The sequence below is a fragment of the Proteocatella sp. QWL-06 genome (assembly GCF_058684135.1).
Map to the genome: position 1 here is coordinate 1,529,268 of NZ_CM178755.1, position 19,899 is coordinate 1,549,166.

The 19,899-nt window shown below is 44.9% G+C and carries 18 protein-coding genes and 1 tRNA gene; all 19 read right to left on the bottom strand.

Annotated features, from left to right (window positions below):
- Positions 1-4 precede the first annotated feature (4 nt).
- The 19 genes from AC4PGZ_RS07250 to AC4PGZ_RS07340 all read right to left on the bottom strand — a co-directional run bounded on the left by AC4PGZ_RS07250 (position 5) and on the right by AC4PGZ_RS07340 (position 19,898).
- Entirely contained in the window at positions 5-1,387 is a 1,383-nt protein-coding gene (locus tag AC4PGZ_RS07250; RefSeq protein WP_492157964.1) for a sensor histidine kinase, read from the bottom strand.
- Positions 1,388-1,411: 24 nt separating this feature from the next.
- The gene (locus AC4PGZ_RS07255) at positions 1,412-2,104 is read right to left on the bottom strand and encodes a response regulator (protein WP_492157965.1); all 693 of its coding nucleotides are present in this window, start codon (positions 2,102-2,104) and stop codon (positions 1,412-1,414) included.
- Between the two features lie 21 nt (positions 2,105-2,125).
- Positions 2,126-3,466, bottom strand: coding sequence for a cation:dicarboxylate symporter family transporter (locus AC4PGZ_RS07260; RefSeq protein WP_492157966.1), 1,341 nt, complete (start codon positions 3,464-3,466; stop codon positions 2,126-2,128).
- A gap of 175 nt (positions 3,467-3,641) precedes the next feature.
- A complete protein-coding gene (locus AC4PGZ_RS07265) occupies positions 3,642-3,863 on the bottom strand; it encodes a MoaD/ThiS family protein (protein WP_492157967.1) in 222 nt (73 codons plus the stop codon).
- Positions 3,864-3,890: 27 nt separating this feature from the next.
- The gene (locus AC4PGZ_RS07270) at positions 3,891-5,684 is read right to left on the bottom strand and encodes an aldehyde ferredoxin oxidoreductase family protein (protein ID WP_492157968.1); all 1,794 of its coding nucleotides are present in this window, start codon (positions 5,682-5,684) and stop codon (positions 3,891-3,893) included.
- A gap of 215 nt (positions 5,685-5,899) precedes the next feature.
- Positions 5,900-6,391 (bottom strand): MogA/MoaB family molybdenum cofactor biosynthesis protein, encoded by a 492-nt coding sequence (locus AC4PGZ_RS07275; protein ID WP_492157969.1) that lies wholly within the window; start codon positions 6,389-6,391, stop codon positions 5,900-5,902.
- Positions 6,392-6,404: 13 nt separating this feature from the next.
- A complete protein-coding gene (locus AC4PGZ_RS07280) occupies positions 6,405-6,860 on the bottom strand; it encodes an MOSC domain-containing protein (protein ID WP_492157970.1) in 456 nt (151 codons plus the stop codon).
- A complete protein-coding gene (gene moaC / locus AC4PGZ_RS07285) occupies positions 6,853-7,338 on the bottom strand; it encodes a cyclic pyranopterin monophosphate synthase MoaC (protein ID WP_492157971.1) in 486 nt (161 codons plus the stop codon). The genes AC4PGZ_RS07280 and moaC overlap by 8 nt, the downstream gene beginning before the upstream one ends.
- A 1-nt stretch (position 7,339) precedes the next feature.
- Entirely contained in the window at positions 7,340-8,290 is a 951-nt protein-coding gene (moaA, locus tag AC4PGZ_RS07290; RefSeq protein WP_492157972.1) for a GTP 3',8-cyclase MoaA, read from the bottom strand.
- Positions 8,283-10,184, bottom strand: a complete 1,902-nt coding sequence (locus tag AC4PGZ_RS07295; RefSeq protein WP_492157973.1) for a molybdopterin biosynthesis protein — start codon at positions 10,182-10,184, stop codon at positions 8,283-8,285. Before AC4PGZ_RS07295 ends, moaA begins: the two co-directional genes overlap by 8 nt.
- Positions 10,185-10,188: 4 nt before the next feature.
- Positions 10,189-11,418 (bottom strand): molybdopterin molybdotransferase MoeA, encoded by a 1,230-nt coding sequence (locus AC4PGZ_RS07300; protein WP_492157974.1) that lies wholly within the window; start codon positions 11,416-11,418, stop codon positions 10,189-10,191.
- 167 nt (positions 11,419-11,585) lie between these two features.
- Positions 11,586-11,672, bottom strand: a tRNA-Leu gene (locus tag AC4PGZ_RS07305).
- A gap of 36 nt (positions 11,673-11,708) precedes the next feature.
- On the bottom strand, positions 11,709-13,367 hold the full coding sequence (locus tag AC4PGZ_RS07310; protein ID WP_492157975.1) for an ABC transporter substrate-binding protein: 1,659 nt from the start codon (positions 13,365-13,367) through the stop codon (positions 11,709-11,711).
- Positions 13,368-13,371: 4 nt separating this feature from the next.
- Positions 13,372-13,983: a dephospho-CoA kinase gene (gene coaE, locus AC4PGZ_RS07315; protein WP_492157976.1), complete on the bottom strand. Its 612-nt coding sequence runs from the start codon at positions 13,981-13,983 to the stop codon at positions 13,372-13,374.
- A gap of 2 nt (positions 13,984-13,985) precedes the next feature.
- Positions 13,986-16,664, bottom strand: a complete 2,679-nt coding sequence (gene polA / locus AC4PGZ_RS07320) for a DNA polymerase I (RefSeq protein WP_492157977.1) — start codon at positions 16,662-16,664, stop codon at positions 13,986-13,988.
- A 182-nt stretch (positions 16,665-16,846) separates the two neighbouring features.
- On the bottom strand, positions 16,847-17,770 hold the full coding sequence (locus AC4PGZ_RS07325) for a radical SAM protein (RefSeq protein ID WP_492157978.1): 924 nt from the start codon (positions 17,768-17,770) through the stop codon (positions 16,847-16,849).
- Between the two features lie 60 nt (positions 17,771-17,830).
- On the bottom strand, positions 17,831-18,190 hold the full coding sequence (locus AC4PGZ_RS07330) for a NifB/NifX family molybdenum-iron cluster-binding protein (RefSeq protein ID WP_492157979.1): 360 nt from the start codon (positions 18,188-18,190) through the stop codon (positions 17,831-17,833).
- A gap of 12 nt (positions 18,191-18,202) precedes the next feature.
- The gene (locus AC4PGZ_RS07335) at positions 18,203-19,063 is read right to left on the bottom strand and encodes an ATP-binding protein (RefSeq protein ID WP_492157980.1); all 861 of its coding nucleotides are present in this window, start codon (positions 19,061-19,063) and stop codon (positions 18,203-18,205) included.
- Positions 19,041-19,898: an ATP-binding protein gene (locus tag AC4PGZ_RS07340; protein WP_492157981.1), complete on the bottom strand. Its 858-nt coding sequence runs from the start codon at positions 19,896-19,898 to the stop codon at positions 19,041-19,043. The genes AC4PGZ_RS07335 and AC4PGZ_RS07340 overlap by 23 nt, the downstream gene beginning before the upstream one ends.
- Position 19,899 lies beyond the last annotated feature (1 nt).

Genomic DNA, 19,899 nt, shown 5'->3' on the forward strand with positions numbered 1-19,899 from the left:
TTTCTCAAAGGTTCATTTCTATGGTAAATTCAGTTCCTTTTCCGGGCTCGCTCTGCACGTATATCCTGCCGGCATGGGCCGTTATTATAGATTTCACTATGGAGAGCCCTATGCCTGAGCCTCCGGTGTTCCTGCTTCTCGATTCGTCACTCCTGTAAAGATACTCAAAGATGTGAGGAAGGTCTTTTTCTGAGATTCCTATCCCGGTGTCTCTTATCTTTATCTCAAGCATATCCGACCTCTTGTCAAAACTTATTTTTATGGTTCCTGAGTCCGTATATTTTACGGCATTTGAGATGAGGTTTACAAATACCTGGCTCATCTTGTCCCTGTCCGCTATTATCTCCTGAGGCGCTTCGCTGAATTCAAAGCTGATATTCTTCTTTTTAGCCTCTCCCTCAAAGGTCTTTATAGCATTTTCTACTACTGAGTTGAGGTTGAAGCTTTCCATGTTGAGGACGAGGCTCTCGCTTTCGATCTCTACCAGCTTGTCTATGTCTGATACCATCCTCGTGAGGCGGTTTATCTCATCCAGGCAGCCCTCTAGCCTTTCGTTGTCTGTCTCAAGTATCCCGTCGATCATGCCCTCCATGTTTATCCGAAGCGACGTGAGAGGGGTCCTGAATTCGTGGGCAAAGTCTCCTGCCATACGCTTTTTTATGCTCTGCTGCATCTCAAGATTGTTTGCAAGGTTGTTTACGCTGCCTACCAGATTGTTGAGCTCTTTTATGTCAGAGTCGCATTCTACACGTTCATGATACCTTCCCCTGCCTATCTCTGCAGTCTTGAGGATAACGTCCTCGACTGGCTTTGCAATCCTTTTTGCCATTATATATCCCAGTGCTGCCGCTATTATGAGGAATATGAGGGCGATTGCAAAGAATATCCGGTTGAGCATGTCTATGAATTCGAGATCCTGGTTATTGTAGTAGAATGGGCCGTAATATCCAAGCACCGCTGTGCCATATGTCACCTCGCCGCTTGATATCTGATAGGTCTTTTCCGTATATTCCCCGCTCCAGTTGGGGTATCTCTCTACCATGGTCTGCTCCATCGACATGATCATGTTCTCGCATTCCTCGGTGTTCATGCAGCTCATGCAGAATATCTCTTTGCCCTCTGTGTCATTTACCATGAGCACGATGCCTCTGTCCAGGGCGTTTTCGCCCAGAGCCGTCAGAAACTGCTCGTCTGGAATCCCCGTCTTCTCAAATTCCTTTGCGATCTGGTTTACTATCTCAAGATTGAGCTGCTCCTGATTCTGAGTAACGTATTTCTGAAACTGCCGCTCGAGCATGAGATTGGAAGCTGCCAGAAAAGATGACACTATTATGACAGATATCGTGACATATGAAATTATCAGTTTTAATTTGATAGAGATTTTCATTAGTTTCCTCTTCCCATGTTTTTATCAAGCACCAAATTTGTATCCGATTCCTCTTACTGTCAGTATATACTGAGGATTCGCGCTGTCTGTCTCTATCTTGCTCCTTAGATTTTTTATATGCGAATCAACTATCCTGTCATATCCGTCATAGTCATCTCCAAGAGATATCCCAATAAGCTCTTCGCGGGTGAAGGTCCTCCCCGGGTGCTTTATGAGGGCGAGCAGTATCCTGTACTCGCTCGGGGTGAGGCTTACGCTGATTCCGCTTTTCCTTACGGTAGATGCGCTGATATCTATCTCAAGATCTGAATCGTTCCAGCTCATCTTGCTGAAGAGCGGATCTTTTTCGCTGGACCTTCTCAGTATCGCGGCTACTCTTGCGACAAGCTCTCTCGGGCTGAAGGGCTTTGTGATGTAGTCATCGGCCCCTATGTCCAGCCCCTGAACTCTGTCATTTTCAGTTACCTTTGCAGTAAGCATTATGACTGGGGTCCTGGATGTCCTCCTTATGTGCCTGCAGACTTCTTCTCCTGATATCTCAGGGAGCATGAGATCGAGTATCACAAGATCCGGCATTTTCTTTTCGAATATAGTAATGGCATCTCGTCCATTTGATGCCCTGCTGGTCTCATAGCCTGAGTTTTTGAGATATGCCTCAATGGCTTCAGCTATTTTTTCTTCATCTTCGACAATCAGTATCTTCTTTGAATCTGCCATATAACTCTCCCTGATCTTTAATTATCTTTTTGAAACCGTTATTGCGGTAGTGATGGTTCCGTTTACATTCAGCATGGTCCTTCCCATGTCGAGGATTGGGTCTATCGCGATTATTCCTCCAAGAAGAGGGAAATATTCACCCATTCCCATCCCTGAAAGGGTAAGTGCCAGCGCTATAGTCGCCGTTCCCGGTATGCCTGCTATCCCAAGTGAGCTTATAGCTATCACTATGAGAAGCATGACATAGAAGGAGATATCCATCTGCATTCCGGTCATGTTGGCAATTGTAACTACCGCAAGCGCAGGATATATGCCGGCACATCCGTTCATTCCCATGTTGGCTCCAAGGCTTCCTGTGAGCGTTGCGCTTCCTTCATCGAGCCCGAATTTTTCCATGAGCGTCTCTATCGTTACAGGAAGCGTTCCAAGGCTTGATCTTGATGTGAATGCAAGTGCGATAGGTGCGAATGCGTCCTTTATATATCTTGCCGGATTTATTCCGTTAAGAGATATTATTATAAGATGTATTATAAACATAATTGCCACGCTTGTATAGAGTGCAATCATAAAATCCATTACAAGTACTACCGATGACAGGCCGTTGCTCGCTATAGTGTTTGCCATCATGGCTGTCACTGCGTAAGGCATGAGCTTTATTATCGTCATCGCGATGCTGTTTATTATGCTGTAGGCGCCTTCTATCCATTTTATGAAGGCCTGGACATTTTCATTGTCCTTTGCGCTCATTCTTCTTGCTGCAAATCCTGTAAATGCCGCAAATATTATTACTCCGACCACGTTGCCGTTTACCATGGCTGCAAATGGATTGGATGGCAGAAGGTCCCTGAGGGTCTTTACTATGGTGGTCACTTCTCTGAGCTGAAGCTCTGAGTCTGAGGCGAGCTGCATGCCGGATCCAATATTAAATATATTTCCTGCGATTATCCCTGTTGCTGCTGCAAGCATCGTTGTCAGGATAAGCATTGCCACGGTCTTTGCTGTGAGCTTTCCAAGGCCTTTTCCCTTCATGCCCGTGATAACCTTTACGATTGACAGGAACACGATCGGAACTACGATCATCTTAAGAAGATCCATGAATCCGTTTCCAAAGAGCCCATACCATGAGGTGACCTCTTTTACCCAAGCTATGTCAGATGGTTTTTCAGGAAAACCTGCCATAAGCTGTATTGCTCCGCCGATTGCCAGTCCCATAGCGATTGAGACTATCATACGAAGTGTAAAGCTGATCTTTTTCTGCTGCATCTTTTTGTTGATGAAGAAGGTTGCAAAGAGAATGAGTAAAAATAATACCGTGTTGAAGCTTCCGAGTAACAGGTACCCTGATAGAAATGTATTTTGCATAAATAACTCCTTTTCCTACTATTTTCATATGTTTACTATGTTTTATTATTTTATGCTATTTCATCAGACTTGTCAACAGGATTTTTTGAAAAAAAGCTGCTGCTTTTGTGCAAAAAAGGACTGCATCCTGAGACACAGTCCTTTTCCGGGTTTATTACATTAAGGGGGTGTTTTTCTATCCTCCTCCGACTGGCGGAAAGAGCGCGAGGACATCCTCGTCCTTCAGTTCCTTGTCCAGGCTGGAGTGCATGCCGTTCACGAGACATATTGCTACATCCGCGTGAGGGATATTAAGGTAATCCAGCACATCTGAAACCTTTGAAAATTTTTCTGGCTCCATGAACAGGATTTTTTCGCGTCCTTCTCTGAAGGTTGCAAAAAGCCTTACTTCTATCATCTTTCTCTCCTTATAATCTTTGCCTTATTACAGTCCAAGACGCTTTATGGTCTCTTCTGTAGGGAATGCATCTACCCATCCGCGCGCCGCATAGTACTCTGGAAGAGTTATATCTATCCTGCTTATCTCTCCCTTGGATGGTCCATTAACTATAGGCTGCTCTGTAAGACGCTTTGGAAGCCTGTCATCTTCAGGTTTCATTCCTGCTTCTTTGTTGAACATACGCTCTATATTGTAAATTCTCTCTCCTGCCTCGAGAATGGATTCTACGGTATGCTCTGTTCCTGTTCCTGCATTGAGAAGCGCCGCATACTGTGGTGCTCCAAGTGCAAATGAGGTGAACAGGCACATTCCCATGGAGTCGATTACTGCAGTCAGATCCTGGAATATCTTTGCCCACACCGCCTTGCCTTCTATGGCAAGTCTGTCCAGCTGCTCTGGCATTCCAAGTATCTCAGGAGAGATCAGATATCCTCTTACGTGGCATCCGCCTCTGTTGCTGGTTGCATAAGTGATTCCTATACCCTGGATTCCACGTGCGTCATATGCCGGCATTTCCTGTTTTTTTACTGACATGGATATCTCTGGATGTCCATAGTGCTCGCAAAGCCTGTATGAGCCTTCTGACATGAGTTTTCCAAGCTCGGTCTCACATGCTCCCATGCGCCTTGTCCACTCTACTATGGCCTCGCTGCTTCCCCATACGAGAGGCACGCCTTCGCATTCTTCTTCTTTGATATATCCCTTCTGATAGAGCTCCATCGCAGCTGCTATGGTACATGGCGCTGATATTGCGTCAAGGCCGTATTCGTTGCACCAGTAGTTCGCCTCTGAAATTGCTTTGAGATCTGAAACTCCACAGTTTGAACCGTATGCCCAGAGTGGCTCGTATTCCGGTCCGCCCATTATTTTATCGTTTAGCTTTATTACACGGCCGCATCCGATAGGGCATCTGTGACAGAATCCCTGTTTTTCAAGGAAATCTTCTTTTAATGTTTCTCCTGAGAATTTGTCTGCGTCAGGATAGTATGATTCCTGCCAGTTGTTTGTAGGAAGCGATCCAACATTGTTTATGATATTTACAAGTACTGCCGTTCCGTATGTCGGAAGCCCTGCGCTTGTAACTCCGTTTTCTTTTATTCTGTGGTTTGCGTCTTTGGTAGCTTCTTTGAGAGCTTCCTCGTCAAATGGCTCCATCACTTTTTTAGTTGAGGTTACGGATATGGCCTTGAGGTTCTTTGAGCCCATTACTGCGCCTACTCCACCACGTCCTGCAGCTCTGTCCTTGTCGTTCATTATTGCAGCTATGAGCGACTGTCTCTCTCCTGCTGGACCTATGTTAAGCACTGAACATTTTGGATGTCTTTCCTTTAGAAGGTCATCTACATCTTCTGAGGTTTTTCCCCACATGTCTTCTGCAGGAAGAATCTCCACTTTTTCATCTACTACATTGAGATATACAGGTTTTTCTGACTTTCCTTCTACTATTATCGCATCCCAGCCTGCATATTTGAGATGTGCTCCCCACTGCCCGCCTGAGTTTGAGCTTGCTATCATGTTATTCAGAGGCGATTTGGTAACTACCATGTAGCGTCCGCCTGTAGGAACTGCTGCGCCTGTCATAGGTCCTGTGATATAGATGAGCTTGTTCTGTTCAGAAAGCGGGTCTACCTTTGCTACGCCCTCATCCATGAGTATCTTGGTTCCGAGTCCTCTTCCTCCGATGAATTTTTTTGCAAGGTCTAAATCAAGCTGTTCTACATTCATTTCGCCTGATGTAAGATTTATCCTGAGCATCTTTCCATTATAAGTTGTTTTCATGGCACTCTTCCTTTCTCTGGCAAATACAAATTATTCCAGCGTTTTCCTTTTTAATGTTTTATGCAAACAAAAAAAGGACACGCAAATCAATGCGGGACCTTTCCAAACACGGGAGGCACTGAAACATCCTCAGTACCCAATGGTGTCACCGGTATAGTTGGTGACACTCGGACCTCAATACTATGTTAGCATAATATTCTGAATTTGTAAATAATTTATTTTCTCGCGCACTCCGATGCCGTGCCTTTCATTATCTCTATTCCATGCACGAGCGGGCCTCTTATATATTCCACGGACTCCTGTACTGCCTTGGGGCTTCCCGGAAGGTTTATTATCAGGGTCTCTCCCCTCATTCCTGAAATCGCCCTTGAAAGCATGGCCTTTGGGGTTATCTGAAGGCTCATGTATCTTATGGCCTCGCTGATTCCCGGGGTAAGCCTCTCGAGAAGTGGAAGCGTAGCCTCCGGGGTTATGTCTCTTTGTGAAAATCCGGTTCCTCCGGATGTGAGCACCAGCTCAAGAGCGAGGTCATCGCTACAGTGCTTTATGGCTCTCTGGATATCCTCCGTTTCATCCGGAACTATGGTGTAGTATGACTGAGAGAAGATATCTTCAGGAAGGCTCTGCTCTATGACGGCCCTGCAGCCATCCTGCCTCTCTCCTCTTGATCCCTTGTCGCTTATGATTATTATTCCATATTTTATCATTATTTCCTCACCCTTAATCCTGATCATCCAATATTTCAATATCAGCGCCGACTCTTATTATACCGCCCTTTATAACTCTGGTGAATATGCCCTGCGTCGGCATTATGCACTTTCCTACCTGCCTTGCCACGGCGCATCCCTGGTCGGCATGGCATTCCTTGCCTATCTGGGTCACTTCATGCAGGGTCTCGCCTATTCTTATTATCTTTCCTACAGGTATCTCATGGAGCTTTATTCCCTGCGTGGTTATGTTCTCGGCAAAATTGCCAAAGCACAGTCCCTCTGCGCCCAGGGCGGTCATTATGTCTATGGATTCCTGAGCCAGCAGGCTGACCTGCCTGTGCCATTTTCCTGCATGCGCATCTCCCTCAAGACCGAAGTCTGTGATGAAATTTCCCTCAGCAAGAGGTTCCTTCATCTCTCCTTTTTTCTTTGATATATTTATAGAAAGCACTTTTCCCTTATTCATTGTCTTCACTCCTCCTGTAGTGGCCGCTCTTTCCGCCGGATTTTTCTATGAGATATATTTCTGAGATTACCATGTCCTTGTCGACGGCCTTGCACATGTCATATATGGTCAGCGCCGCAATCGAGCATGCAGTGAGAGCTTCCATCTCTACGCCTGTCTTTCCCTCGTTGCTCACGGTTGCATATATGTGTATCGCATTATGCTTTTCATCGTATTCAAATTCGATGTCTATTCCGGTCAGCATCAGCGGATGGCACATAGGTATGAGGTCCCAGGTCTTTTTTGCGCCCGTTATCCCGGCTACCTGCGCTACGGAGAGCACGTCGCCTTTTTTCATCTGGCCGTCCCTGACCTTATCGAAGGTCTCTTTTTTCATGGTTATCTGAGCATGTGCCAGAGCCTTTCTTTTTGTTATATCTTTGTCGCTGACTTCGACCATACGGCCTCTTCCCTGAACATTCATATGTGTAAATTTCACTTTAGCCTCCTATTCTGCTCATGCCTCTGTCTATTATGCGATTTTCAGAAAGATAATGCTTTTCGGGCTTGCTCTTTATGGCAGAGCTTATTATCTCTCCCAGATCCTCGCTTCTTCTTATGGATGACCTGAGGTCAATTTCCTGGTTGCTGTGAAGACATGGCTTGAGCTTTCCATCGGATGTAAGCCTTATCCTGTTGCAGTCTCCGCAGAAATGAGAGGATAGAGCTGTTATGAATCCCACTCTGCCTTTTGCATTGCCATATCTGTAATATCTGGTCGGCGCATGTGGATCATCGGATTCTACCGGATGAAGCTCTGCGACCTTGAGGATTTCCTCACAGGCCATGAAGTTGGCCTTTGCATATCCCTGATTTTCCCCTATAGGCATGAGCTCTATGAACCTGACGTCCGCATCATATATCCTTGTAAGCTCTATGAGATCCTTGATTTCATCGTCATTGAAGTCCTTCATCAGGACTACGTTGAATTTCACGCCAAGCCCGGCATTTTTTGCTGCTTCTACTCCCCTTATGACCTCGCTCAGCTCACCTGTGCGGGTTACGTCCCTGAACTTCTTTTCATTCAGGGTATCTAGGCTTATGTTTACTCTGTGAAGACCACTTTTTCTGAGAGGTACTGCCATTTTTTCAAGCAGCGCCCCGTTTGTCGTCATGGCTATGTCTTTTATCTTTTCAAGCCTTGAGACGCTCTCCACAAGGCCTAGTATGCCTTTTCGAACGAGCGGCTCTCCGCCTGTGAATCTTATCTTGTCCACTCCGAGCATAGTGAATTCTCTTATCACGGTATAGATCTCCTCGAGACTCAGAAGCTCTTTGTGATCTAGCTGCTTTATCCCGTTTTCGGGTATGCAGTATATGCATCTGAACTGGCAGAGATCAGTCACGGACACCCTGAGATAGTTTATGTTTCTTCCAAAGTCATCAGTCAATCAGAATTACCTCCCCTGTATTCTTAAGCCCATATCCGCCAAGCTCATCCAGCCTCCTGCTGAATTCCTGCCCTCTGAGCATCTTTATGAATTTCTTTATGTTGTCAAGCTCGAGATACCTCTGCATGACTGCAAAGTCATATTCCTCTTCTCCTACTGGTATGAAATCAAGCCCAAGCGCCGATGCAGCAGAATAAACCCCAAGGCCGCAGTCACACGAACCGCTTTTTACTGCAGCTGCAACTGCCATATGCGTGGTCGCCTCTCTCTCATAGCCTTTTATGAGGTCTCTGTCAATTCCCTCTATGTCCAGCATGTAATCAAGCAGCAGCCTTGTCCCGGCTCCTCTCTGCCTGTTTATGAAGCTCACTGATTCCAGATCTCTTATTCCCTTTATGTTTTTTGGATTGCCTTTGGGAACCATTATACCCTGTATCCTGGTCACTCCTTTGATGAGTGCTGCAGGCTCTTTGATCATTTTTTTAACGCTGGCAGCATTATAGGTGCCGTCAGGACTGAGGAGATGCACTGGCGCAAGATGGCATTCTCCCTTTTTAAGCGACATCAGCCCTGCAAGCGATCCTGTATGTGAGCTCGAAAGCTGAAATCCGTCGGCCCTTACTGCCGATATGTCGTTTATTATATCGAGTATCATGTCATGGCTGCCTATGCTTACGATTGTCTTTTCGAGCTCGTTTTTTGGTCTTACGAGCCTTACGCTTACGGTCTCGTTTGCCTCCACGCCCTCGCTGTTCTGAGGTATTATGCAGAATCCATCGCTCCTTACGAGCGACATGGCTGCTCCTGCGCCCCTTGAAAGCGGAGTCGCCACGAATTTGCCGTCAACGCTCCCTACCTTTACCCTCACATACTCCTGATGCTTTAGAGATGAGACTATCCTTCTTGTTGACAGCGCCTCTATCACATCGCCCTGCGCATTCTCTCTGTGAGACATCTTCATGAGCAGCGGAGTTACGAATTCTTCAAATACTATATATGCCGAAACCGGATAACCCGGGATTCCTATTACAGGAACATTGCCAATCCTTGCAAGTATCGCAGGCTTGCCAGGCTTTATGGCTATGCCGTGCACGAATACTTCTCCAAGCTCTCTGAGTATTGCGGATGTAAAATCCTCCCTGCCTGCGCTCGAGCCTGCATTTATTATCAGGATGTCGCAGAGCTGCGAGAGCCTTGTTATCTCTTTTTTCAGGGTATCGTAATCGTCCTTTACGGGAGGTATCCTTACTGCAGAGGCTCCGCACTGAGTGACCATCGCCTCAAATACCCTTGAATTTGATTCTATTATGTCTCCTGAGCGAGGCTCGGCATCAGGCTCTATCATCTCTGTCCCTGTCGGCATTATCCCGACTGTAAGCTTTTTGTATACTTCGATTTCAGTTATTCCTGCCGAAAGAAGCACGCCTATGTCCATTGGCCTTATTTCATGATTTGATGGAATTATGAGCTCGGTCGCTACTATGTCTTCGCCTATGGGCCTTACATGCTGCCACGGATGCGCCGGCTCTGTTATTTCAAGATGTCCATCCTTCTCTATTATATCCTCTGCCATTATCACACAGTCAAACGGATCTCTCAGAGGGTCTCCCGTGTCAACCTGCTCAAAGCTGCCCTCCTCAAGCACGAGAGGCGCCTCCTCGCTTGCCTGCCTTGTATAGTCTGATACTGTCATTATACCATCCATAGCGGCGCAGTTGTACAGCGGAGATGAATGCCTTGCATGGACAGCTCCTGAGCTGATCCTGCCAAGGCTTTGTATAACCGGGATTTTTTCTTTCTTTGATTCGCCCGTCAATCCTCTGAGCGCGTCTTCATATATTTTTTTTGCCTCTTCTATCGGCGTGTTAGTAAGATACAGATTTCTTTTTGCCATAAGATCACCCTAATTGCCTTACCCTGACAATCTCATCCTTTCTAATCCCTTCGCAGTTCTTGTCTATGACTATATATCCGTCAGCCTTGCTCAGGCTGGTTATCAGCCCTGATTTGCCATACACAGGCTCGGCTGTCCATTCGCCTTCTTCTTCCATAAGCCTTGCAAGAAGGTATGTCTGTTTCCCGGGCGATGACGCTATGTTGGTCTTCATCCTTGCATATATATATGGCTGTGGCTTTTCGGCTCTGAGGTTTCTTATTGCCTCTGCAACGATTACGTCAAATACTATCATCGCTGAGACTGGGTGCCCCGGAAGACCTATGTACCAGACTCCGTCTGCTGCTCCCAGTATCGTAGGCTTTCCCGGCTTTATCGCAAGGCCGTGAGTGAATACCCCGGGACTTCCCATGCTGTCTATGACTTTTTCGCTGTAATCCTTTGCTCCCTGCGAACTGCCCCCGGACATCACCACTATGTCGCTGTCCTCTGAAGCTTCTCTGAGCGCCTCTGTCAGGAGCTGCTCATCGTCCTTTATTATCCTGTGGCGCATTATCTTCATTCCAAGCTCAAGCGCCATGGCCCCTACTCCGTACCCGTTTATGTCCCTCACGAGCCCCGGTTCGCATTTTTCTGCGGGATCTATTATCTCGTCTCCAGTAGAGAATATGGATATCCTCAGCTCAGGAAATACCTCAACTTCACTGTAGCCTGCTGCTGCAAGGACTCCGATTTCTCTTGGCCGTATCCTGGTTCCTTTTTTGAGCACAGTATCTCCTGATCTTACATCTTCTCCTCTCAGAGTGACTCCCTGCCTGTATGCAGACGGCTCATATATGGCTATTTCGCCCTCTCCAAACAGTTCTGTGTGCTCTATCATTACCATTGCATCTGCACCCTCTGGCATCATTCCGCCTGTAGGAACATATGCGCACTCTCCGCTCTTTATTGACGTTTCAGCCATCTTGCCCATCTCCACGCTTGTCCTGAGCTCGAGCAGAGTAGGCACTGATTCTGATGCTCCGTATGTATCTGCGGATCTGACTGCATATCCGTCCACCGTAGAACGATTGAAATTCGGAACATCCTCTGCGCTTACGGCATCGCTGAAGAGTATCCTCCCATATGCTTTATCAAGTGGGATTTTTTCAGGTATGATGTTCCAGCCTGATTTTATGTAATCCATGGATTTTTTCAGTGCATCTTCGACAAAATCCACTTTTAACAGCTTCATATTCTGTCCTCCTTATTTAACGTCTTTAAGCGTATTTTAACACTTAATAGAATTTTTGTACATACGAACGGCGTGATTTTATCACAGTTTTCTGTATATTCAAACTATGTATGGACGCAACAAAAAAACCGTGTCTGCCTTAGCATTCACGGTTTTCAATAATTAATTGGTGCGAGCGATGGGACTTGAACCCATACGTAAATTCATACACATGCCCCTCAAACATGCCTGTCTGCCGGTTCCAGCACGCTCGCCCGACTTAATTATTGTACAATTTTTTTTTATTTTTGTCAATGGGAAATGTAAATTTTTTCTATTCCATTATAAATTTCATAATCTGTCGGCTCCAGCTCACCTGAAAGCCTGTTGTTTATGACAACATAGTCATTCTTGTAGCCCACTCCGATGTAAGGAAGGTTTTTTATTATCTCTTCCTGTATCTTCTGGTATTTTGATTTGAGTGCCTCTTTTGAAGTCGTAGCCTTTACTTCTGTCATGAGCGCATTAATGTCCTTCGGGTCATATCCGAATACTGCGCTGTAGGTATTCATAAGCCTTGTCACGTTTTTGTCCACAGGCACATTGTACTCAGCCACGAGAATATTGAAGTTCTTTGCCGAGACTATGCCTGCGAGCTCGCTTTTGGCTACGGCTCTGACCTCTACCTCAGGGCTTATTCCGGAGGTCTCTATCTTGTTCTTTATTATATAGGCCAGCCTGTGCTTCATAGGGTCATCCTTGTCTGTCAGGATAACGATCTTCTCATTCAGCCTGAGTGAAGACTCCTTTGCAGCCTCATCCTTCTTCACGGCGTAGATGTTCCCGGTAGCCAGATTCAGCTCCGATTTCGTATTTACAGGCATGAGATTTAGATTCAGAGTGTCTCTGTATGCATCCTGAGATATCTTTTCAAGATCGAGCAGCTTTGCAATCTCTATCCGGTTTGCCTTCTGATCGAAAGGAGCTCTGGCCGAATTGAATATTATCATCTCAAATTTCCTGCTCTCATAGCTCTTTACTTTGAATATGTCGTACTGATATTTGCTAAGCTGATAATAGTCACTGTCTATCATGTCTATGTTTGATGCTATGAACATGTTCTGCCTTATTTCCTTTGAGTCGAATATGCTGACCTCGATCTTTTCGATGTACGGCTTTGGACCATAGTATCCGGAGCTCCTCTGCAGAACGAATTTCTTACCCTGCTTGTATTCTATGACCTTGTACATCCCGTTTCCAATCACCCCGAACTTTCCGTCATTAAAGACGGTACTCGTGTTGTTCTCAGATTTTGAGCTCACTACAGGAAATATCATGTTGTAAATCTCAAGCGAATTCGGATTCTTTAGCTTAAGGGTGACCCCTCCGCTTCGAGGAGAAACTGATTCAATATTTGCGACGAGCGTGCCGTAAGGGCTCTGAGGTATCTTTTTTATGGAATTTATGGTGTATTCCACGTCAAATCCGGTTACCTTGCTGCCGTCATGCCATTTTGCCTCCGGATTGAGATTTATGCTCAGCTCAGACGCATCCTCGCTGTATGAGTATCCGGATGCAAGCTCGTTCTGGAGATTGTAGTTCGAATCATACTCAAAGAGCGAGTCATATACCAGCCTCAGTATGCTGTCCAGGGATTTTTCCCTGTTCTCCAGAGGATTAACGCTGCTGAATCTTGATACAGACAGGTTTATAGTGCCTCCGTCGACCGGCTTTGCTTCGAGAGCGTTCTTGTCCGGCTGTTCTTCAGCCGCCGGTACCTTCCCCTGCGATATTTCCTGGCTCTGAGTACCTTCTTCTACTGTATCTCCTTTGTCTGTGTCTATCGTCAGCAAGAACACATACAGGACGGCAAAAATCGCTATGCCTATCCCAAGGAGTATCTTCTTCTGTTTTTCCCGATTATCCGTTATGTCTTTTTTATCTCTTCTTACTATTTTTTTTTCTTCCATCTGTCTACCTTTTGCTATTTTCTATGTTTTTCAGTATTTCCTCAAGCTGGGCGTAAAGGTCCTCAAGGGAGCCGCTGTTGTCTGCCTTGTAGTCTGCGAGGCTCAGCTTTTCAGACTGCTTCATCTGGAAGGAATCTATCCTCCTGATATCTTCCTCGGACTTGCTGTCCCTTTGCGCTGCCCGCTCATATCTTGTATGATCGTCACAGTATACGAGTATTACTGCATCAAGGCCGCTCTGCATATCTTTTTCATACAGGAGCGGAATGTCCAGAAACAGGATTTCCTCGGTTTTTTCGTATTCTGCGAGTGCGCTGTCCATCTTCTTCCTGATATATGGCGCTATGGTAATGTTCAGCAGCTCAAGCTTTGCAGGGTCACTGAAGACGATGCCTGCCACTGCCTTCTTGTCAAGACGGGCTGCCTTGCCACTGTCGTCCACAGACGTGATTTCAGTTCCGAATGTCTCTGTCATCTCTTCTATGAACACCGGGTCATCATATATCTCTGCAACGAGCGCGTCTGCGTCAAGAACCTTGTAGCCTCTGGATATCAGATACCTGGTCACCTGCGATTTTCCGCTTCCTATGTTGCCTGTTATTCCAATCTTTTTCATATTTATTTTGTCTCCAGCCAGTTTTTCCCTGTTTTTATATCCACTCTCAGATCCACGAGAAGCTCTGCCACGCCCTCCATTATCTCCTTGATCTTGAGCTTAAGCGATTCTGCCTGCTCCTGCGCTGCCTCGAGTATGAGCTCGTCATGCACCTGAAGTATGAGCTTTGCATCTGCGCCTGATTCTTCAAGATATTCATATACCTTTATCATGGCAAGCTTGATTATGTCTGCCGCAGTTCCCTGAATAGGAGTGTTCATCGCCAGTCTTTTTCCAAAGTTTCTGACCATCATGTTCTTGGCCTTCAGCTCAGGGATATATCTTCTCCTTCCGAATATGGTGGTCGAATATCCTGTGCGCTCTACCTCCGTCACCACGTCGCTCAGAAATGCCTTGATATTCACATACTTGTCCAGATATGTCTCTATATATTTTTTTGCTTCGTTCTTGCTTATTCCGAGGTTGTTTGAGAGTCCAAAATCGCTTATTCCATAAACAATACCGAAGTTTACAGCCTTTGCCGCACTTCTCAGCTCAGGAGTCACTTCGTCCAGAGGAACATTGAATACCTCTGATGCGGTCCTTGTATGGATATCCTCGTATTTTCTGAATGAATCTAGCATTATCTCGTCATTTGCCAGATGTGCCAGTATTCTGAGCTCTATCTGGGAGTAGTCGGAGTCTATTAGAAGATAGCCTTCTTTGGATATGAATACCTCTCTCAGGGCTCTGCCTCTCTCTGTCCTCACCGGGATGTTCTGAAGGTTTGGATCCGATGACGAAAGCCTTCCTGTAGATGCTATAGTCTGATTGAAGGTAGTGTGTATCCTGCCGGTCTTGTCATTCGTTATGCCAAGCAGGCCATCTATATATGTGGATTTAAGCTTTGTTATCTGCCTGTATTCCATTATGTGCTCTATTATCTCATGCTTTCCCTGAAGCGCTTCGAGCACCTCTATGTTGGTCGAATATCCCGTCTTGGTCTTTTTTATCACAGGAAGTGCCAGCTTGTCAAAGAGTATTACTCCAAGCTGCTTTGGCGAGTTTATGTTAAAGGGTTCTCCCGCCAGAGAGTATATGGAGCTTTCAAGCTCTGCGATTTCCTTTTCATACTGGAGCGAGAGTCTTCTCAGAAGCGCTGTATCCACGAGGAAGCCTTCCTGTTCCATGTCCGAAAGCACTCTTACGAGCTTCATCTCTATCTCATTGAATACGAACGAAAGCTCCTGTTTTTCTATCTCCGGACCCATCATCTGGTAGCAGCCTTCGATAGAATACAGCGAATTTATGAAATATGCGCTCAGCCTCTCCTTATCTGCAAATATGAGCTTGAGCTCCTTCTTGCCTTTTCCGATTATCTCCTCAAGGCTCTCGAAATTCTCGAGTCCGTACTTGTTATTGAGATACTCGAGGGTGAAATTGGTATTATTTGAATCTATAAGGTATTCTGCGATCTCTATGTCAAAAAATATGTTCGCTATTCTGATCCCGCATTTTTTGAGAGCCTTGTATATATTTTTAAGACCATGTCCGATTATCCTGTTTGAGGGATTTTCAAGAATGGCTTTTGCATCAGCTATGTTATCGGCATCTACTACATATATATTGTTTGCATTCTTTATATACAGCTTTTCGATGTCAGGGCAATTGCTCTCCTCGCCTTTTTCTGCCTGCATGTTTATTATTATGTCTGCACCTTCTACTGAGTCAAGCCACTGCCTGTCGTATTCGTAAATTATATCGGCTCTTTCAATGTCTGCTGGCTGCTTCTCTCTTCCAGGTTCCTGCTGGTCCTTGCCGGGCTGTTCTTTGCCAAGCTGCTCTTTTTTAAGCTTGTTGAGAAGCGTTGTGAACTCAAATTCCCTGAACATTTCTGAAAGTCTTTCATAGTCTGTGGATTTTACGAGAAGCTCATCCATGTCAGCTTCCAGCGGCATGTCCCTTACTATAGTTGCGAGTTTCTTGCTTAGGAATGCTGATTCTCTGTCGTTTTCAAGCTTGGTCCTAAGACTTCCCTTGATTTCATCTATGTGTTCGTATATGCCTTCTACAGACTTGAATTCCTTTATGAGCTTTATCCCGGTCTTTTCTCCGATGCCTGCAACTCCCTTGATATTGTCAGACTTGTCTCCCATAAGCGCTTTTAGGTCTATGAACTCCAGTGGAGTGAGCTCGTATTTTTCGATTACTTCAGCGTCTGTATATCTCTCAAGCTCCGTTATCCCTTTTTTGGTTATATATACTGCCGTGGACTGCGATGCCAGCTGAAGGGCATCCTTGTCTCCAGTTACTATCATGACTTCGAATCCGTCATTTTCAGCGAGCTTTGAAAGAGTCCCTATTATGTCGTCGGCCTCATAGCCTTCGAACTCGACTCTCGTTATGCCATATGCATCCACCATCTTCTTGAGCGGCTCGACCTGCATCCTAAGCTCATCTGACATGCCCTTTCTGGTTGCCTTGTAGTCTTCGTAGGACTTGTGCCTGAAAGTAGGCGCCTTGAGATCGAATGCTATCGCCATATGGGTAGGCTCATAGTTTTCGAGTATGTTGTTGAGCATCATTGCAAATCCGTAAATCGCATTTGTGTAAAATCCGTCCTTGTTCATAAGAGGCGGAAGCGCAAAGTAAGCTCTGTTGAAAAGTGAATTCCCATCAAGTAATATCAATCTATTTTTCATAATCTATCTCCAGTCTGTCTTGTTGAAATCATATATTAAGTATATCAGATTAAGGGACTTATTTGTGGATATTTATGTAAAAAAATATCGCCAGTCACTGAATGTGAGCGGCGATTTCTGAAATAAGTTTTCTCTGTCCTGAGGATAAAATACCATTTCATTTTTTTCCATGAAATTACCTCCTATTTCAGCCTAAAAGTATCATAACCTTTGTAATTTATCACTTTTATTCTCAGGTCATCTCGCAGATTATCTATAATGCCTCGAATGTCGCTGCATTTCCTGGATTCCAGAAATCCTTCTATTTCATGCTGGTTCATAGGATGGCGCTTTATTATGCTTATTACTGCTTCCAGATCATCCTCCGTATCACTGTAAAAGCCCTCTGATTCAAGCAATTCTATTGAAATGCCATTCAAAATTTCAACTGCTGATTTCATGCGCTCATTATCAATCGCCTTTACATCTGATTCTGCAGGAGGTCTTACCGGAGTGTTGATATAGATTCTGTCATAACTTATCTCTTTGAGGATTTTCTTTAATTTTTCAAGAGAAGCATCGTCATCATTCATTCCCTGGATAAGCATTATCTCTACCCACAGCTCGCCTTCATATTCCCTCGAAAAATCCTTAAGCCCCTGAATCACGCTCTTATAGCTTATGCTCCCGTGAGGCCTGTTTATCTTCTTAAATGTATCTTCATCGTATGCATCAAGGGTAGGAAGTACAATATCTGCCTCTTTGAGCTCTTCTCTCATATCCCGATCGTATAGAAGCGCTCCATTTGTTATCACAGCCACAGGCTTTTCAGTCCTGTGTTTAATCTCTGAAATAAGCTTTCCAAGACCCAGGTAGAGAGTGGGTTCTCCTTCTCCGACAATCGTGACCACGTCAAAGCTGACATTCTTGTTTAAAAAAGCATCGAATTCACGGATGATCTCTTCTACAGGGAAAAACAGCTGACGCGTGTTTGTCATCTTGTCAGTCCTTCCCAGCTGACAGTATACACATGAATAATTGCAGGCCTTTTTTGGAATAGGGCTTATACCCAGCGAAAGCCCCAGCCTCCTTGAGGGTACCGGTCCGTATACATATTTCATTTCCATATTCATTCCTCCCTTCTTTGCTATGTAAAAAAACAGGGGCACTGATGCCCCATAGTCTGCTTAATTTCCGCATTCGCTGCTGTGATTATGATCATGGCATACTGAACCAGTAGATTTGAGATCTCCCTGAAGATATGATGATACTGCATCATTAGCGTGGCCTCTTGCCCCAACTATCACTTCAATTCCCTTTTCATTGAAAATCTCTATAGCTCCTGCTCCCATTCCTCCCGAAATCACTACATTCACTCCAAGCTCATTTAGGAAGTTCGGAAGAAATCCCGGCTTGTGTCCTGGATTTGGAATGGATTCTTTCTTTATTATTTCATAATTTTCCGTCTCGAATATATTAAAATTTATACAATGTCCAAAATGCTCTGTTACTGCTTCATTCTCACTTGCTACTGCTATCTTTATCATATTATCCTCCGATTATTTAAGTAATTCCATAATGTTATCAAATACATCTCTTACGCTTGCTCCAGCCTTACAGTCCGTATCTATTACTGTCATGCCGTTATTTATAGCCTTTACCGCATCCGGGTCAAATGGTATCTTTCCTGTAAAGGTAATCTTGTTCTCTTTGCAGAATTCTTCGATTTTCTTAGTATTCTCATGATTTGTATCGTATTTGTTTATACATACTGCAACCTTTGTCTGAAAAGATTCTGCCGTCTTTATGACTCTTTTCATATCACTTATACCAGATATCGAAGGCTCCGAAACAATAAGAACCATATCAACGCCGCTGATTGAAGCAATTACAGGACACCCTATCCCCGGCGATCCATCTATTATAGCTACATCGGCATCGATATCGGCATTAATCATCTGTTTTTTCACTTCTGATACAAGCATTCCCGAAGTGCCACTGCCCATCTTCAGCTGAGCTGTGGAGAACACTCTGTCAGAATTTGAATAGAGCATAAGCTCTCCTGCAACTGCTGGTTTTAATGTTATTGCGTTTACAGGGCACACTATCTGGCATACTCCACACCCTTCACATGCATAATAATCGATCTGATAGGATCCACTGAACTTTATGGCATCAAATCTGCAGTTCTGCCTGCAAAGATCGCATCCTATACATGAGCTTTGATCTATCTCAGCTTTTGGAAGCCCAGAATAATCCTTTCTTGCCGGCTCATCCGTCTCGTTCATTATCAGATGGAGGTTTGGAGCATCAACGTCACAGTCCGCATATGCTTTTGCATCCAGAAGCTTTATGAATGCTCCGGCAACTGTCGTTTTTCCGGTGCCGCCCTTTCCGCTAAGGATTAACAGTTGTTTCATTTTGCACAGCCTCCTTTACAGCCTTGAGCAGATCCGAAAACATCTCCCTGTAACGGATATCTTTTCTTACAAGTATCTCAGCGTTTGAATTTATCATCCCGATTTCACTGTCAAATGGGATTTTTCCAAGTATCTTTATTCCATTATCTTTGCAGAACTGTTCTGAAGGATTGTGCCCTTCAAGGCACTTGTTCAGAACTACTCCATGTGGCTTGTCGAAAAGCTTTACAAGATCATAAACCATCTTCAGGTTATGTCTTCCAAATATGGTCGGCTCTGCAACCAGGATGCAGTAATCAGCATCTTTTATGCTTTCCATGACTATGCATGCACTTCCCGGAGGGCAGTCTATAACATTGAGATCTTCACTATTGCTTTTATCCGGCAGAATCTGCTTTATTATAGGGATACCAGAAGCTTCTCCGGTATTGAGTATACCAGTCACCACTTCAACATTTTCAGATCTGCCTCTTTGTATCTCGCCTGTAACCTTGTCTTTTTCAGACATTGCCCCCTCGGGACATACAATTATGCATCCCCCACAGGAATGACATACATCTTCAAATACAAATGGATATCTGCCTGTCATTGCAAGCGCATTGAAATTACAGAAATCAACGCATTTTCTGCATCCGGTGCAGAGTTCTTTGTCAACGTATGGAATTTTTACTGAAACCTTGTCAGTCTCAACATTTTCAGGTTTGAAAAAAAGATATCCATTTGGCTCTTCTACGTCACAATCGATATATACTGATTTTTCAGCAGCCGCTGCAAGGTTTACTGACAGCAGCGTCTTTCCTGTTCCGCCTTTGCCGCTCAGTACAGCTATATCCATA

Coding starts and splice junctions, on each gene's coding strand:
- AC4PGZ_RS07250 (WP_492157964.1), bottom strand. CDS start 1,387: ATGAAAATCTCTATCAAATTAAAACTGATAATTTCATATGTCACGATA.
- AC4PGZ_RS07255 (WP_492157965.1), bottom strand. CDS start 2,104: ATGGCAGATTCAAAGAAGATACTGATTGTCGAAGATGAAGAAAAAATA.
- AC4PGZ_RS07260 (WP_492157966.1), bottom strand. CDS start 3,466: ATGCAAAATACATTTCTATCAGGGTACCTGTTACTCGGAAGCTTCAAC.
- AC4PGZ_RS07265 (WP_492157967.1), bottom strand. CDS start 3,863: ATGATAGAAGTAAGGCTTTTTGCAACCTTCAGAGAAGGACGCGAAAAA.
- AC4PGZ_RS07270 (WP_492157968.1), bottom strand. CDS start 5,684: ATGAAAACAACTTATAATGGAAAGATGCTCAGGATAAATCTTACATCA.
- AC4PGZ_RS07275 (WP_492157969.1), bottom strand. CDS start 6,391: ATGATAAAATATGGAATAATAATCATAAGCGACAAGGGATCAAGAGGA.
- AC4PGZ_RS07280 (WP_492157970.1), bottom strand. CDS start 6,860: ATGAATAAGGGAAAAGTGCTTTCTATAAATATATCAAAGAAAAAAGGA.
- AC4PGZ_RS07295 (WP_492157973.1), bottom strand. CDS start 10,184: ATGGCAAAAAGAAATCTGTATCTTACTAACACGCCGATAGAAGAGGCA.
- AC4PGZ_RS07300 (WP_492157974.1), bottom strand. CDS start 11,418: ATGAAGCTGTTAAAAGTGGATTTTGTCGAAGATGCACTGAAAAAATCC.
- AC4PGZ_RS07310 (WP_492157975.1), bottom strand. CDS start 13,367: ATGGAAGAAAAAAAAATAGTAAGAAGAGATAAAAAAGACATAACGGAT.
- coaE (WP_492157976.1), bottom strand. CDS start 13,983: ATGAAAAAGATTGGAATAACAGGCAACATAGGAAGCGGAAAATCGCAG.
- polA (WP_492157977.1), bottom strand. CDS start 16,664: ATGAAAAATAGATTGATATTACTTGATGGGAATTCACTTTTCAACAGA.
- AC4PGZ_RS07325 (WP_492157978.1), bottom strand. CDS start 17,770: ATGGAAATGAAATATGTATACGGACCGGTACCCTCAAGGAGGCTGGGG.
- AC4PGZ_RS07330 (WP_492157979.1), bottom strand. CDS start 18,190: ATGATAAAGATAGCAGTAGCAAGTGAGAATGAAGCAGTAACAGAGCAT.
- AC4PGZ_RS07335 (WP_492157980.1), bottom strand. CDS start 19,063: ATGAAACAACTGTTAATCCTTAGCGGAAAGGGCGGCACCGGAAAAACG.
- AC4PGZ_RS07340 (WP_492157981.1), bottom strand. CDS start 19,898: ATGGATATAGCTGTACTGAGCGGCAAAGGCGGAACAGGAAAGACGCTG.